At 61.7% G+C, this 16,152-nt stretch carries 11 protein-coding genes; 7 read left to right on the forward strand and 4 right to left on the reverse strand.

From position 1 onward, the window contains the following. Positions 1 to 22 precede the first annotated feature (22 nt). Genes AC1DX3_RS06545 through AC1DX3_RS06555 form a run of 3 tightly spaced genes read right to left on the reverse strand, consistent with a single transcriptional unit; the run spans position 23 to position 4,540 of the window. Positions 23 to 1,576 (reverse strand): family 43 glycosylhydrolase, encoded by a 1,554-nt coding sequence (locus AC1DX3_RS06545; protein WP_476988445.1) that lies wholly within the window; start codon positions 1,574 to 1,576, stop codon positions 23 to 25. A gap of 1 nt (position 1,577) precedes the next feature. Continuing rightward, complete coding sequence (locus AC1DX3_RS06550; protein WP_476988446.1) at positions 1,578 to 3,023, reverse strand: mannitol dehydrogenase family protein; 1,446 nt, start codon at positions 3,021 to 3,023, stop codon at positions 1,578 to 1,580. Continuing rightward, the gene (locus tag AC1DX3_RS06555) at positions 3,020 to 4,540 is read right to left on the reverse strand and encodes a UxaA family hydrolase (RefSeq protein WP_476988447.1); all 1,521 of its coding nucleotides are present in this window, start codon (positions 4,538 to 4,540) and stop codon (positions 3,020 to 3,022) included. The genes AC1DX3_RS06550 and AC1DX3_RS06555 overlap by 4 nt, the downstream gene beginning before the upstream one ends. A 192-nt stretch (positions 4,541 to 4,732) precedes the next feature. Between AC1DX3_RS06555 and AC1DX3_RS06560 the strand changes: the two genes are divergently transcribed. The 7 genes from AC1DX3_RS06560 to AC1DX3_RS06590 all read left to right on the forward strand — a co-directional run bounded on the left by AC1DX3_RS06560 (position 4,733) and on the right by AC1DX3_RS06590 (position 14,349). Beyond that, the gene (locus AC1DX3_RS06560) at positions 4,733 to 5,842 is read left to right on the forward strand and encodes a LacI family DNA-binding transcriptional regulator (protein ID WP_476988448.1); all 1,110 of its coding nucleotides are present in this window, start codon (positions 4,733 to 4,735) and stop codon (positions 5,840 to 5,842) included. A gap of 129 nt (positions 5,843 to 5,971) precedes the next feature. Beyond that, entirely contained in the window at positions 5,972 to 7,384 is a 1,413-nt protein-coding gene (gene uxaC, locus AC1DX3_RS06565) for a glucuronate isomerase (protein WP_476988449.1), read from the forward strand. Between the two features lie 31 nt (positions 7,385 to 7,415). Continuing rightward, positions 7,416 to 8,282 (forward strand): 5-dehydro-4-deoxy-D-glucuronate isomerase, encoded by an 867-nt coding sequence (gene kduI / locus AC1DX3_RS06570; RefSeq protein WP_476988450.1) that lies wholly within the window; start codon positions 7,416 to 7,418, stop codon positions 8,280 to 8,282. 15 nt (positions 8,283 to 8,297) lie between these two features. Further along, a complete protein-coding gene (gene kduD / locus AC1DX3_RS06575) occupies positions 8,298 to 9,044 on the forward strand; it encodes a 2-dehydro-3-deoxy-D-gluconate 5-dehydrogenase KduD (RefSeq protein ID WP_476988953.1) in 747 nt (248 codons plus the stop codon). A gap of 67 nt (positions 9,045 to 9,111) precedes the next feature. Then, complete coding sequence (locus AC1DX3_RS06580) at positions 9,112 to 9,978, forward strand: 2-keto-4-pentenoate hydratase (protein ID WP_476988451.1); 867 nt, start codon at positions 9,112 to 9,114, stop codon at positions 9,976 to 9,978. A gap of 285 nt (positions 9,979 to 10,263) precedes the next feature. Further along, the gene (locus AC1DX3_RS06585; protein WP_476988452.1) at positions 10,264 to 13,230 is read left to right on the forward strand and encodes a TonB-dependent receptor; all 2,967 of its coding nucleotides are present in this window, start codon (positions 10,264 to 10,266) and stop codon (positions 13,228 to 13,230) included. A 117-nt stretch (positions 13,231 to 13,347) separates the two neighbouring features. After that, entirely contained in the window at positions 13,348 to 14,349 is a 1,002-nt protein-coding gene (locus AC1DX3_RS06590; protein WP_476988453.1) for a sugar kinase, read from the forward strand. A 5-nt stretch (positions 14,350 to 14,354) separates the two neighbouring features. On the opposite strand, the gene AC1DX3_RS06595 is transcribed toward AC1DX3_RS06590, so the two are convergent. Further along, positions 14,355 to 16,052, reverse strand: a complete 1,698-nt coding sequence (locus AC1DX3_RS06595) for an ATP-binding protein (protein ID WP_476988454.1) — start codon at positions 16,050 to 16,052, stop codon at positions 14,355 to 14,357. Positions 16,053 to 16,152 lie beyond the last annotated feature (100 nt).

A 16,152-nucleotide genomic window follows, 5' to 3' on the forward strand; every position in this document is an offset into this window, starting at 1 on the left:
TTTTAGTTGAACCGGCCCGCTCTTACGGCAAGGCGCGATATGTCCAGTAGGCGAAGGTCGCGGCCCCCGTTCCGGCGACATAGATGCCGGGCTTGAGGCTCAGGAACCCGCCGCCGACATTGTGGTTATAGCCCGACACCTCCATCTCGACGCCGTACTTGGTCCAGGTCTGGCCGTCGGGGCTGGTGTAAAAGCTGACGATATTGTGATTGTTCCGCATGCGGATATAGATGTGGTCGCTGATGCCGGCAGGTTTATTGCCCGGCCGTTCGGTGCCGTAGCGATGCATAATCAGCTTGTCTTGGGACAAACCCAGGCCGACATAGAGGTTGTCGCTGTAATAGAGAACGACGCCCGCCGTGGCGCCCGCTGTCAGGGTCAGTTCGGTCTCGACTTCATAGGCCTGGTCCGGGGCGACTTCGAGCAGGGGCGAACTGGTACGCGGCGTATCACCCTTGGCGGTAAGCGTCAAACCCTTGCCGAATTGCGCTCGGCGGCCTTCGTCGCTGGCGCCCTTATAGAAACTCCAGCGCAGGCCGAGATCATTGCTGGCGAAATCGTCCGACTGGGCGATGCCCGATGGCACATGATACGGATCGTACGAAAAGGGCGCTTTGATCGGTTTGGCCAGATCGCGCGGCTCGACCTTGAACCAACCGTCGTCGGTCCAGACGACCGGTTCCATCAGCATCTGTCGCCCGAGCGTCATATAGCCGTTTTCATAGCCGTGATAGACCATGAACCAGCCGTCCGGCGTCTCGACAAGAGAACCGTGGCCCTTCGACCACCATGGTTCATCCTTGCTTTGGGTGCGGATGATCGGATTGTGCGGATCCAGTTGCCACGGCCCGTTGATGGAATGCGAGCGCGCCACCACGACCATATGGCCTGTCGGCGGTCCGGCCGTGCCGCCTTCTGCCCAGATTATGTAGAAATAATCGCCGTGACGGGTGATCTTGGGGCCTTCGACCGACTGGCTTTCGACGTCCCAGTCTTCAGGATAGACGAAGGGCTCGGCGACATGCTGGACGTCGCCCCGGGTAGCCAGGCCGTCATCGCTGAGGGCAATGCGGTCGCCGCCGGACAGGAAGAGGTAGGGCTTGCCGTCCTCGCCGACAGCAAAACCGGGGTCGATATGTTTCGGCAGATTCAGGTCGATCGGCGCCGACCACGGCCCTTCGATATGGTCGGCCCAGACGACATAGTTGCTGCGCTTGGCATCCGACCGTGCCGGGAAATAGATAAGATAGCGGCCTTTGTACTTGACCAGGCACGGGGCCCACACGGAGCCGAGATATTGCGTCAGGGCCGGCGCGATCGGTTGCCAGTTGATCAGATCCTTCGATGACCAGACCAGCAGACCGGGATAGGATTCGAAAGTCGAAAAGGTGGCGTAATAGGTGTCGCCGTCTTTGAGGATGGTGGGATCGGGATGGTCGCCGGCCAGGATCGGATTGAGGTAGGTGCCATTGTTCTGATCGGCCTGGCGTTGCCCCTCCAGTTTAGGACTTTGGGCATGGACGCCGCCGGCCAGTATGGCAATCGCCAGAACCAGACCTGCGGCCAGCCCACGCATCCTAAGCGGTTTCTCTGGCTTGACGGGATTCCGCCTGCAGCAGGCCGGTATAGGCCGCTGTAATCCCGGCAATAACCTTAGGATCGCTGGCGAGATCTTCGGGGAAAACGGCGCGCAGGCCGAGGAAAAGCGCGACATCGCTGGAATCGTCCGCGGCGCGCGCGCCCAGAGCCAGAAGTTCGGCCGCCATGGGATCGGTGATGGCTTCGCCCGCCACCGCCTTGGCGCGGATAAAGCGCATCCACGCCGCTAGCGGTACGCACAGACGGCTGATATCGCGGCCGCGTTCCAGGGCTTCTCGCAGACTGCTCAGTATACGGATCGGCAGCTTTTGCGAACCGTCCCAGGCGATCTGGGCCAGCAGGTGGCGGATGGCCGGATTGCGGAAACGTTGGAGGATGGCTTCGCTATAGGCGACGAGATCGAGGCCCTTGGGCGCCTCCAGCAGGGGCACGACATCCTCGATCATCAGATCGCGCGCCAGCTTGGCCAGTTCCGGGTCGCCCATGGCTTCCGACACACTGGTATAGCCCTTGTGCAGGCCGGCATAGGCCAGGGTCGAGTGCGGGCCGTTGAGCAGGCGCAGCTTGGCGCGTTCATAGGCCGGTACATTATCGGTCAGGATGACGCCGGCCTTTTGCCAGTCGGGGCCATCGACCGCGGCATGGTCTTCGATCACCCACTGGGTGAAGGCTTCGCGCTGGATCGGCCAGGCGTCTTCGAGGCCGGCAACAGCCGCGACGCGATCGCGCAGGGCGTCGTCGGTCGCAGGGGTGATCGAATCGACCATGGTGCGCGGGCAGCTGAGTTCGGCGGCGATCCAGTCGGCCAAATTCCGATCGGCCTGCGACGCCAAAGCGATGACGGCGGCCTTCAGGCGATGGCCGTTATTGGGCAGGTTGTCGCACGGGATCAGGGTAAAGGGCGCGAGGCCGGCGGCGCGGCGCAGACGCAAGCCTTCGACCACATAGCCGATGAAGGATTTCGGTGTCTGCGGGTGAGAGATATCGTGAAGGATGTCGGGATGGACCAGGTCGAGCGTACCGTCGGGCGCCAGGCAATAGCCTTTTTCCGTGACGGTCGAGGTGACGATGCGCGCTTTGACCATGCGGTCGAGGACGGCGCCGATATCGTCCGTCGCCACCAGGATTTCCCGGACGGCGCCGATGATCTGATAGCTGATGACCTCGTCGAGAATGGCCAGGGTATAGAGGCCGTCCTGGGGCATCAGGGCGTCGCGAACGCCGGCCGAATGCAGGGAGACACCGCAAATGCCCCAACGCGGATCGGTCGCTGCCAGGGCGTCGAAACAGGCGGCCTGATGGGCACGGTGAAAGGCGCCCGGACCGAAGTGAACAATACCGACAGCGACCGTCGCCGGGTCATAGTTGGGACGGACGACGGCGGGATTCAAGTCCGAAAGGGTGGCAAGCGAAAGGCGGGTCATAAGGTCACTCCATTTTTCCAGATGGCGATCTCACGCTCGTCGTTCTTTTCGTTGCAAGTCAACTGCCCCGAGGCGGTTTTCAGGATCAAATCCATCAAATCCTGTGCAATATCAGTCATGGTCCGGCCCGAAAGCAGTTGGCCGGCGTCAAAATCGATCCAGTGCGGCTTTTTTTCCGCCAAGGCAGAATTGGTGGCGATTTTCAGGGTCGGCGCCGGAAAACCCAGGGGTGTGCCGCGACCGGTCGTGAACAGGACGATGACTGCACCGGCCGCCGTCAGGGCCGTCGACGATACGGCGTCGTTGCCGGGGGCTTCGAGGAGGGTTAGGCCGGACTCGGTGACGCGTTGGCCATAGCGCAAGACGCCATTGAGCGGGCTTTGACCGCCTTTCTGAACGGCGCCGAGCGACTTTTCTTCCAGGGTGGTGATGCCGCCGGCCTTGTTGCCGGGCGACGGGTTCTCAAACACCGGCTGATTGTGCGACAGGAAATAGTTTTTGAAGTCGTTGACGATATCGACGACACCATGAAACACGGTCTCGTCTTTTGCCCGCGCCATCAATTGGCGTTCGGCGCCGAAGACTTCGGGAATCTCGGTCATGATCGAACGGCCACCGGCGCCGGCGACACGATCGGAGATATTCCCGACCAGGGGGTTGGCGGTCAGGCCGGAAAAGGCGTCGGAGCCACCGCATTTGACGCCGATCGTCAGGTCACGGACGAAACAGGTTTCACGCTGGTCCTGTTCGACCGCGGCGACCAGCTCTTCGAGCGCCGAAAGGCCGGTTTCGGTCTCATCTTCGACCATCTGTGCGGCGAAATACTTCAGCCGGTCGTCCGGACGGTCGATGTCCTTGAGCAGGGCCGACAGCTGATTGTTTTCGCAGCCCAGGCCAACAACCAGCACCCCGCCGGCATTGGGATGCATGGCAAGCGACGCCAGCAGTTGGCGCGTGTGATCGAGATCGTCGCCCAATTGCGAACAGCCGAGCGGATGGGTCAGGGCGTGGACGCCGTCGATACGGTCCTTGAATCGGTCATTGGCCGTCCGCGCCAGGCGTTCGGCGGTCCGGGCGACGCAGCCGACCGTGCATAATATCCAGATCTCATTGCGGATGCCGACACGGCCGTCGCTGCGGCGATAGCCCATAAAGGTGGCATCGTTAGAGATTGTGTGCGCCGCGGCCGCGGGCGCCGGTTCATAGACATAGTCTTCAGTACCACTGAGCGCCGTGACCATATTGTGCGAATGGACGTGATCGCCGGCGGCGATGTCGGCTGACGCCTTGCCGATCACGAAGCCGTATTTGACGACCGGCTGGCCGGCGGCGATAGGACCAAGGGCAAATTTGTGCCCCTTGGCGACGGCATCGTGCAGGAGAATCCGCAGGGCGTCGACATCGATCCTTCTGCCGGCATCCAGGTCTTCCAGGGCCACGGCAACATTGTCCGCGGCGTGGACGCGCATGGCTGAAGTCCGATGCGGCGAGATGGACGCGGCCTGGTCGTCGGCCATGGTTGGGTTCCTTAAAAGTACGTGCAAATGGCGAGGGCTTGGGCTATGGTAACCGGTGTCATACGTCCAACAGGCGGTGTTTTGCAAGTTGAACTTGGCGGAATCGCCAAAAAATGACACGTGGCGGCTCTATGCCAAACGCACGAACCTCGTTACCTTCCGCTGACATCCAGGGCACGATAAAACATATCCATGGCCAAACCGACCTTTCCGAAGCCTGTCGCCTCCGCTCGCGAGCCGGCCGAACGCAGTGCGTTGATCGAGGACTTTATCAAGCGCCGCAAGAAGGCGACGATCAATGACGTCGCCCGTCTGGCCCAGGTGTCGAAAAAGACGGTGTCGCGCGTCATCAACAAATCACCGTCGGTGCGCGGGGAGACGCGCGATCAAGTCAATGACATCATCGCCCGCATCGGCTTCCGGCCCGACCCGCAGGCGCGCGGCCTGGCTTTCCGCAAGTCGTTCCTGCTGGGCTTGGTCTACGACAACCCCAATGCGCAATATATCGTCAATATGCAGATGGGGGCGCTCGACGGCCTGCGCGGTACCGGCACGGAACTGGTCGTCCACCCATGCAACCGCCACAGCGACAGCTTTCTCGACGATATCCGCGACTTCGTCGAATTGCAGCGCCTGGCCGGTGTCATCATCCTGCCGCCCATCGCCGAAGACCTGCGCCTGCTGGCCCTGATGGACGAACTGGATGTCCCCTATATCCGCGTCACCGCCCGAACCGGCGGCGACAACGATCCGCCGATCCAGTCGCTCGAAATCGTGTCGCGCGATCGCGAAGGCTGTCAGCAGGCCGGCGACCATGTCGGCCAACTCGGCCACAAACGCGTCGGCTATGTCGGCGGCAACCTGGCCTATCCGTCGGCGCACGAACGCCGCGCCGGCTTCGAAGCCGGTCTGGCCTTGCACGGCGTCACGATTGCAGCGGATATCGATATGCCGGGCGATTATAGCTTCGATTCCGGCTATGACGCCGCCATGGACATTCTGGGACGCGCCGACCAGCCGACGGCCATTATCTGCGCCAATGACGAAATGGCCGCCGGTGCCTACAAGGCCGCCTATGAACGCGGCATCCGCATTCCCGACGACCTGACCGTCGTCGGCTTCGACGACGCCCCCATCGCGACGCGCATGAATCCTGCGCTGACGACCGTCCGCCTGCCGACACGCGACATGGCGCGGACCGCCGCGGAGATGTTGGTGCAGGGAGAACGTGTGACCAAGGCGACCATCGTTGTCGAGGCCACCTTGATGGTGCGCGGCTCATCCGGGCCTGTACGGTCATGAGTTTTGCCGCGACAAGCACCATATCCGCTTGCGAATAACTGTTGTCAAAACTTATGACACCGGTTACCTATAAACCCAGCGAGGCCGGGAAACCGGCGGAAAACTCGCGCTTTTCTACGGTCGTTGACAATGCCAAAGCCACTTTTCCTCAATGATAACCGCCTGTTCCCCAGCGATCCGGTGCAACGCGCCATCGCTCGCGAACTCTATGACATCGTCAAGGCCTACCCCATCCTGTCGCCGCACGGCCATACCGATCCGCAGTGGTTCGCCGACAATGCGGCGTTCGAAAACGCCACGGCGCTGTTCCTCAGTCCCGACCATTACATCTACCGCATGCTCTACAGCCAGGGCATCGATATGGGCGCGGTCGGCGTCGGCTCGAAAGCCGGCCCCTCTTCAGCCGATGCGCGTACGGCCTGGCGTATCTTCGCCGCCAACCAGCATCTGTTCCGCGGCACGCCGACATCCTTGTGGATGAGCTATGTCTTCGGCGAAATCATGGGTTTCGAAGTCGCCCTGGAGCCCGACACCGCCGACATGTATTTCGACCGTATCGGGGAACTTCTGGCCTCGGACGACTATCGCCCGCGCGCCCTGTTCGACCGTTTCAATATCGAGCTCCTGGCCACCACCGAGGGGCCGACCGACACGTTGGAACATCATCAGAAGATTAAGGATTCCGGTTGGAAGGGCCGCGTCGTCACCGCCTACCGGCCCGATCCGGTCGTCGATCCCGAGCATGAGGACTTCGCCGCCAAGCTGAAACTGTTCGGCGAGCTGAGCGGCGAGGACGTCTATAACTGGCAGGGCTATCTCCGCGCCCACCGCGTCCGCCGCGAGGTCTTCAAGACCTACGGCGCCACCTCCAGCGACCACGGCCACCCGACGGCTCAGACCGCCAACCTGTCGCACGCCGAGGCGGAAGCGTTGTTCCGCCGCGTCCTGGGGCCCGAGGTCAGCCCGGCCGACGCCGAATTGTTCCGTGCACAGATCTTGACGGAAATGGCGCGGATGAGCCTTGACGACGGCCTGACCATGCAGATCCATCCGGGCTCTTATCGCAATCACAATGCCCGCGTTTTCGACACCTTCGGACGCGACAAGGGCGCGGATATTCCGCTGCCGACCAATTATGTCCACGCTCTCAAGCCACTGCTGGACGCCTTCGGCAATGAAAACGACCTGACGGTCATCCTGTTCACGCTGGACGAGACCAATTACAGCCGCGAACTGGCGCCTCTGGCCGGGCACTACCCGATCCTGAAGCTCGGCCCGTCGTGGTGGTTCCACGATAGCCCCGAGGGCATGATGCGCTTCCGCGAGCAGGTCACCGAGACGGCGGGCTTCTACAACACGGTTGGCTTCAATGACGACACGCGCGCCTTCCTGTCGATCCCGGCGCGGCATGATGTCGCCCGCCGCGTCGACAGCGCCTTCCTGGCCCGCCTGGTCGCCGAACATCGCCTGCCGATCGAGGACGCGGCCGAGGTCATCAAGGATCTGACCTACAACCTGCCCAAGGCAGCCTACAAACTGTAACGACAATAAAGTAAACGGGGACTATTTCGATATGTGCGAAAACACATCCATCTTCAAGCGGACCTATCACGCCACCCATCCCGACATGATGGCCGGCGCCGCCAATCAGGACCTGCGCGACAAGTACCAGATGAGCGGACTGTTCGACCCAGATCGCGTCGTGCTGAACTATACCCATTTCGAACGCTTCGTTGTCGGTGGCGCCGCGCCTGTCAATGAGACCCTGAAACTGCCCGACCAGACCGAGCCGGCCTCGGCGGCCGGTCATCCGTTCCTGGAACGGCGCGAACTGGGCGTCATCAATGTCGGATCCGGCAATGGCACGGTGACGGTCGACGGCACGGAGTACCGGCTGGGCCAGAAGGACGGCCTCTATATACCGATGGGTTCGGCCGAAGTCCTGTTCTCCAGCGACGACGCCGATCTGCCCGCCCTGTTCTACCTGACCTCGACGCCGGCGCACGCGCGCTATGAGACGGTCAAGATTTCCATCGACCAGGCCGTGCCGCTGGAACGCGGTGCGCTCGAGACCTCCAACCAGCGCGTTATCTACCAGTATATCGTACCCAGCACTGCCCAGTCCTGCCAGCTCTTGCTGGGCCTGACCATATTGGCGCCCGGCAGCGTGTGGAACACCATGCCGCCGCACCTGCACGACCGCCGCTCCGAAGTCTATTTTTACTTCGGCCTGGGGGAAAACGACCGGGTCTTCCACTTCATGGGTGAGCCGGACAATGCCCGCCATATCGTCATGAAGAATAACGAGGCCGTGGTGTCGCCGCCGTGGTCGATCCACATGGGCGCCGGCACGTCCAACTATGCTTTCATCTGGGCCATGGGCGGGGAAAACCTCGACTATACCGACATGAAGGTCCTCGATATCTGTCAGCTGGCATAGGGGCCCTCCATGTCCATGTTCGATCTCAGCGGCAAGGTGGCCCTGGTCACCGGCGCCAACAAGGGTCTGGGCCAAGGCATCGCGCTGGCCCTGGCTGAAGCCGGCGCCGATATCGCCGCCGTCGGCACCAACGGCATCGCCGAAACCCAGGCACGCGTCGAAGCGCTCGGCCGCCGCTTCACCTTCGTCAAGGCCGACCTGTCGTCGATCGAGCCTATCGAGCGCATTGTCACGACCGTCGTTGAGGCGTTGGGCGGGGTGGATATCCTGGTCAATAATTCCGGCATTATCCGCCGTAACGACGCCGTCGATTTCAGCGAAAGCGACTGGGACGCCGTCATGAGCGTCAATCTGAAGTCGGCCTTCTTCCTGTCCCAGGCCGCCGGCAAACACATGATCGCCAAGGGTTACGGCAAGATCATCAATATCGCGTCCATGCTGTCCTTCCAGGGCGGGGTGCGCGTGCCGGCCTATACGGCGTCGAAGTCGGGCATAGCCGGCGTCACCAAGGCGCTGGCCAATGAATGGGCGGCGGCGGGCATCAATGTCAACGCCATCGCGCCAGGTTATATGGCGACGGACAATACCGCCCAGCTCCAGGCCGATGAACAGCGCAATGCCGATATTTTGAGCCGCATCCCCGCCGGCCGCTGGGGGCATCCGGGCGATCTCGGCGGCGCGGCGGTCTTCCTGGCCTCGCACGCCTCGGACTATGTCCACGGCGCCATCATTCCCGTGGACGGCGGTTGGCTGGCGCGCTGATCTCATTTTCAGATTTGATCTTGACACCGGTTACCATTAGGTTGCCGGCTTCAAAAGGATCGCATTTATGACCGTCGACAAGATCGCCCAGAAGATTGCCCAAAAGATCGCGCAGGACTTTGTTCATGCCCGCCGCGGCGCCACCGCCCTGCCCGACTATCCGGGCACAGTACCGGCGTCGCTAGATGAGTCCTACGCTATTCAGGATCGCGCGATCACCCTGTGGGATAAGCCGGTCGTCGGCTGGAAGATCGGCCGGCTGGCGCCCGACAAACATGCCGAACACGGTACGGAACGCCTGGCCGGGCCGGTGTTTGCGCCGATGCTCAAGACCTATGGCGGCGAGACGCTCAACCTGCCGGTATTCGGTGGTGGTTTTGCCGCGGTTGAGGCCGAGTTCGTCTTCCGGGTCGATCACGATGCCGATCCGGACAAGCTGAGCTATTCCGAGGAAGAGGCGCTGCGGCTGGTCGACGCCGTCTTTGCCGGTGTCGAGATGGCCGGCTCGCCCCTGCCCACGATCAACAGCCTGGGGCCGACCGTTACCGCGTCCGATTTCGGCAATAATTTCGGCCTGATCCTAGGAGACAAACTGGCCGGCTTCGATTCCGACGTTACGACGGATGCCTTGAGGTCCGAGGTGCTCAAGGCCTTTACGACGCGCACCGAAATCGACGGCAAGCTGGCGGGCGAAGGCGGGCTGTTCTCCATACCCGGCGGACCGCTCAAGGCGATCGCCTGGCTGGCTGGACACCTGGCCGGCCGCGGGCGGCCCCTGCGCAAGGGCCAGCTTATTTCCTCCGGTGCCACAACCGGCATACACCAGGTCAGCGACGGCCAGTCCGCGATCGTGACCTTTGGCGGACCTCACGCCGGGACCATTATCCAGCTGCGGACCGTGCCGCTGGTTACCGGAGCGCCCGAGCTGGATTAGTCGCGCCGAGCCATGCGTGTTTTTACCCATGGAAACACGCGGACTGCGGGTATGGCAAAAATAACGCAGGTTTAACGACAAATTGCCACCGGTGTCATTCGTGTGCTTGTCAGTCGTGAAAAACTGTGTCTAACTTATGTCTCATTGGTGGCGGCGCCTTTCTATGGCGCAATGACACCGGTGTCAAATTATAGCCGGCCTCCATAAACGGGCGCCAACCAGATCACGCAAACGGACTGAGAAAACTCAGCCGAATTGCTGACCAAACGGGGAGTAGAAAAAGTTATGTTGAAGTCACCCGACGCCCGAGTTGCGTCCACCTTGTCCCATCGCACCGCCTTCCGCCTCGGCGTCTCTTTAACGGCCATGGTCATGGCCGGCTTTAGCGCGCCGGTCTTCGCCCAGGATACGGCAACGGACGCGGCACCACCCGCCGCCAGCGACGATACCGTCGTCGTCATCACCGGCTTCCGCAATTCTTTGCAAAGCGCCATCAGCGCCAAGAAGAAGGAAGACTCGATCGTCGATGTCATCAAGTCCGAAGACATCTCCCAGTTTCCCGACCTCAATCTGGCGGAATCTCTGCAGCGCATCCCGGGTGTCGCCATCGATCGCGACGGCGGCGAAGGCCGCTCCATCACGGTGCGCGGGCTGAATTCCGACTTTACCCGTGTCCGGCTGAACGGGCTGGAAGCCCTGGCCACCACGGGCGGCAAAGATTCGTCCGGCGGCGCCAATCGCGGCCGCGGCTTCGATTTCAACGTCTTCGCCGCCGATCTGTTCAACCAGATCACAGTGCGCAAGTCGATGGCGGCCGAAACCGAAGAAGGCTCTTTGGGCGCCACGGTCGATCTGCAAACCGCGCGGCCCTTCGACTACAAGGGTTTCACCATGGCCGCTTCGGGGCAGGTCGGTTATAACGACCTGTCGAAAGACACCGGTCCGCGCGGTTCCTTCCTGATTTCCAACCGCTGGGCCGACGGCAAGCTGGGCGCCTTGTTCTCGATCGCCTACGGCGCCCGCGAAGCCTGGGAAGAAGGCCCCAACACGACGCGTTGGGAAAATGCATCGTCGCCGGCGACCGTCGGACGCTTCGCCTCGTATTCGACCGATGGCGGTACGACCTTCACGCCCATTGCGCCGGGGACCGGTAATACCGGCCTGAGCGGCGAAGCCCTGACCGTGTCGAATGCGCTGCATCCGCGCATCCCGCGTTATTCGCGCTTCATCACCGATCAGAAACGTCTCGGCATGACGGGTTCGTTCCAGATGCGGCCCAATCCCGATACCCTGCTTACCCTGGACGGCATGTATGCCAGCTACGGCGCCAATCGCGACGAGTATGAAGTCGAAGCGATTTCCTTCAGCCGCGCCGGCCAGGGCCTGCCGCAGACCAGCGTCTATAATTACGCCATCGACGGCGAAGGCAACATGTACAAGGGGTCATTCAACAAGGTCGATATCCGTGCCGAGCACCGCTTCGACGAGACCACCACGACCTTCCAGCAACTGAACCTGACTTGGGACCAGAATATCGGCGAACGCCTGACCTTCAAGGGCTTGGTCGGCGCCTCCAAATCGTTCCAGGACACACCGGAACAAACGACCTTCACCATCGATTCCTATGACGTCAACGGCTATAGCTACGACTATACCGACAGCCGCCATCCGGTCTTCGACTTCGGCACCAGCGCCACCGGCTGTTCGCTCGACCAGGCATGCTACTGGTCCTATACCCCCAACACCACCAACCCGCCGACCGCCGCGGCCGCCAAGGGCGACGCCTCGCTGATCCGTCTGCGGCCACAAAGCGTTGAGAACAACTTCGCCACCATCAAGGGCGACTTCAAATGGGAGCTCAACGACGCCCTCAACCTCAAATTCGGTGTGTCGTCGAAAGCCTACGATTTCAACAGCATCGAGCGCGGCCGTTATACGCTCAATCCGAACACCCGCGACGAAGCGGCCAGCACGGCGGCGGCCGGCGGCATCACGACGGAGCTCAACGGCAATCTGGCGCAATATACCGAGACGGTGTCGGTGGCGGGTAACACCTTCCTGATCCCGGATCTGGATGCCATCCGCAATGCCTTCCACTATGATTGCAATTGCACCAATGCCTTCGGCACCTTCACGACCAACACGACCAATTCTTCGTCGCGCGCCAATGTCAGCGACACCCATGAGCGCGATGCCACCAGTTATGTGCAGCTGGACTTCCACTCGAACCTGCTCAACATGCCGGTGCGCGGTAATGTCGGCGTTCGCCAGGTCGAAACCCGCCAGACCGTCAACGGTCTGATCGGCAAGGGCACCAACGCCGTCGTCACCACGATCAAGCGCAGCTACGAGGACACCCTGCCGGCCCTGAACCTGACGATCGAGCCGATGGATAATGTCCTGATCCGCTTCGCCGCGGCCAAGACCATGGCCCGTCCGACCCTGCAAAGCCTGGCGCCGGGCGGTTCGATCACCACCGGCGGCACACCGACGATCAAGATCGGCAACCCCTATCTCGATCCGGTGCGCGCCAATACCACGGACCTGAGCTTCGAATGGTATCCCGACAAGGACAGCCTGTTCACGGTCAGCCTGTTCCAGAAGGACATCAAGAGCTACATCCAGTCCCTGACGCGGACCGTCAAATTCAGCGACCTCGGCTATGACGACAGCCTGCTGGACGGCACGACCAACACGCCGGCCGACGTTTTCACCGTCACCCAGCCGGTCAACACGCCGGGTGGCAAGCTGAAAGGCTACGAAATCAGCCTGCAGAAGCCGTTCACCTTCCTGCCGGGCTTCCTCAGCCATTTCGGCGGTATCCTGAACTACACCCACGTCGAATCGAAGATCAAATATGTCACCGCCTCGACCGCGACCTCGGTAACCTATACCACCGCGGACCTGCTGGGCCTGTCACCGGAATCCTATAACGCCACCCTGTATTACGAAGACGGTCCCCTGGCCGCCCGCGTCGCCCTGTCGCATCGCGCCGGTTACCTGTCCCTGCTCAATCCCGGCTCCGGGGTCGATTTCCAGGGCAAGAACGAGACGACCAATATCGACGCGCAGGCGACGTGGAAGCTCAACGACCACTTCACCCTGGTGTTCGAAGGCATCAACCTAACGGACGAATATGACGACCGTTACGATGCCTACAACACGCCCCAGGGCAATACCGGCCAGAACCTGCTGCTCGACTACTCACATCCGGGTCGGCAGTACTATATGGGCTTCCGTTACAAGTATTGATGTCTTCTTGAGCGTAACTTCCTCCTGACTTGGGGCGCCGGATCATTTCGGCGCCCTTTTTATGTCGACCATAGCCGTGGATGCGGTTAGAAGCGGCTGTCCACAAGGAGCACAGGTATGACGAAGGCGAACGTTGTTGGTTTCGGCGAGTTGTTGATACGTCTGACCACGACGGGCGGTCATCTGCTGGATTCCTTGCCGCCCCTGTCGCTGTGCGTGGGCGGCGCCGAGGCCAATGTCCTGGTCGGATTGGCGCGCCTCGGCCACGCGACGAAGATGGTTTCGGTCGTGCCGGACAACGGTCTGGGCACGGCAGCCGCCAATGAGCTGCGGCGTTGGGGTGTCGATGTAACGGGTGTCAAGACAGGGCCCGGGCGAATGGGGCTGTATTTCCTGACGCCGGGCGCCATTCAGCGGCCGTCGGACATTCTCTACGACCGGGCGGACTCGGCTTTTGCCGGGGCCGATTTCGGCACGATCGACTGGGGCGGCGTGTTGGCCGGCGCCGAGTGGCTGCATGTCTCGGGTGTCACGGCGGCTCTGGGCGCCAACTGCGTAACCGCGGCGCTGGCAGCCATGACGGCGGCGCGGGCGGGCGGCATCAAGGTGTCCTATGACTGCAATTTCCGTCCCAAGCTGTGGCAGGCCTGGGGCGGCGATGCCCCGAAACTGATCACCCAGTTGATGGCTCAGGCCGATCTGGTCTTTGGTGGCCAACGCGATATCGAATTGATCAGTGGGCGGACGTTCGCCGACGAACGCGCTGCCGTCGATCATGCCTTCCTGACATTCCCTCTGTTGCAGCGCCTGGTCACCACCCGGCGCGGTCAGGTCAATGTCGATCATAACCGTCTGGCCGGCCTGATGTTTACCCGCGATGAGACGCTCGAAACGCGAACCTACGACATAGAACGCATTGTCGATCGCATCGGCGGCGGCGACGCCTTTGCCGCCGGCGTATTCCACGGCCTGCTGACGGGCGCAACGGATGCGAAGGCCTTGGATTACGGCATAGCCTGCGCCTGTCTGAAACACGCGCAACCGGGCGACGCCAGCCTGGCGACGGTCGCCGATCTCGATGGCTTTCTCGGCGATGACGGCTTCGACGTGCGGCGGTAAGAGGCCTACGCCGAGCGCGCCGGCAAGACCTGTTCGGCCTTGTCATACAGTGTGGCAATCAGGCGGCCGGGATCGATCGGCTTGGTCAGGACGTCATGAACGCCGACCTCTGCCCAGGCATTGACGTGGAATTCCAGGGCATTGGCTGTCAAAGCGACGATCGGCGTGTGCTGGTTCGGACCGGCTTCGGCGCGGATTTGGCGTGTCGCCGTGATGCCGTCCATGACCGGCATCTGCATGTCCATCAGGATGACGTCGAAGCGCTGGCTGCGGCACAAATCGAGCGCCTCGGCGCCGGTTTCGGCCATGCTGTGGGTCCATCCCTGAGGCTGGATGAACAACGATACGATGCGGCGATTGACCTCGTGGTCGTCGACGATCAAGACATGCAGCGGCGCTTCGGTGGGCTCGGCCTTGACAGGAACGGCTTCGAACACGACAGCGGCGCCGGCAGGTTCGTAAGGCAGGGTCAGGGTGAAACGCGAGCCCTCACCGAGGGTCGACACCACGGTGATGTCACCGCCCATCAAGCGTGCCAGCTGACGCGAAATGGCCAGACCCAAGCCCGTACCGCCATAGCGCCGGGTAATGGCCGCCTCGGCCTGTTCGAAGCTGCTGAAAATGCGTTCCTGATGCTCGGACGCGATGCCGATGCCCTGGTCGACGACCTCGAACAGCAGATTGCCGCCCGAACGGCGCAGATGAAGCCCGATATCGCCGCGGTCGGTGAACTTGATGGCATTGGACAAAAGGTTGAACAGGATCTGCTGCAGACGCAACGGATCACCGACGATCGCCGGCGCAATATCCGCAGCAAGACGGGTGTCGAAGCGCAGGTGTTTTTCGCGCAGTTGCGGGCGAAACAGCTGATGGAGATGGTCGAGCGAGGTACGCAGGTCGATATCGGCGCGCTCGAAACGCATCTTGCCAGCTTCGATCTTGGACAGGTCGAGGACGTCGTTGAGCAGTCCCAGCAGGACCTCGCTGGCATTGTGGAGCATGTCGAGGTGGGCCGTCTGGGTGGTATCGAGCGGCGTCGCCTTGAGCAGGTTGACGGCCGACACGACGGCGTTCATCGGTGTGCGGATCTCATGGCTGATGACGGCGAGGAAGTTCGATTTGGCGGCATTGGCCTTTTGCGCGTCGTCGCGCGCGGTTTGGAGGGCAGCCATACTGCCGTTCAACTTGCGCGCCGCCACCATGAGATAGATGATGTAGGTGACAATGCTGACCATGACGATCGCCCATGGCGTCGGATTGCCGACATGCGAGGTCAAGGCAATCACCGGCAGTGAGATCAGATAAAGGGCGTGCGGCACCAGGGTGGTAAAAAGGTAGCGCTTTTTTGGGTACATGGTGACGGTGACGCTGATCAGCGAGCAGCAAATGGTAATGGCACCGAAAATCTTGCCTTCGACGCCGCCCATGCACCAATTGTACAGAGCCAGGCTGGAAAAGAAGGTGGCGTTCAGGCAGACGCTGACCAAAAGGGGCGCATGTCGTGGCGCCGGGCGGGCCAGGGCGGCCGTGAACAGATGACGATCGACCGCCTGCATAAGGGTGTAGGTCAGGAGCCAGGCTATCGGCCACCACGACGGGTGGAGCAGGTAGGCGGTGACAGCGGCCAGGACAGACAGGCCGAGACGCGTCGTCATGCCCTTGACGCGACCATTCGCCACCAACTCGAAACCGCTATCGGTCATTATCCTGTCTTGGCCTGTCTTTGTCGGACCGCCAACACGCGCAGTCATGAGACAGCATTTATCTGACAAATGTTAAAATTTGCCGACAATCCAATCCAGA

It is taken from the genome of Asticcacaulis sp. P2_B1 (assembly GCF_056404915.1).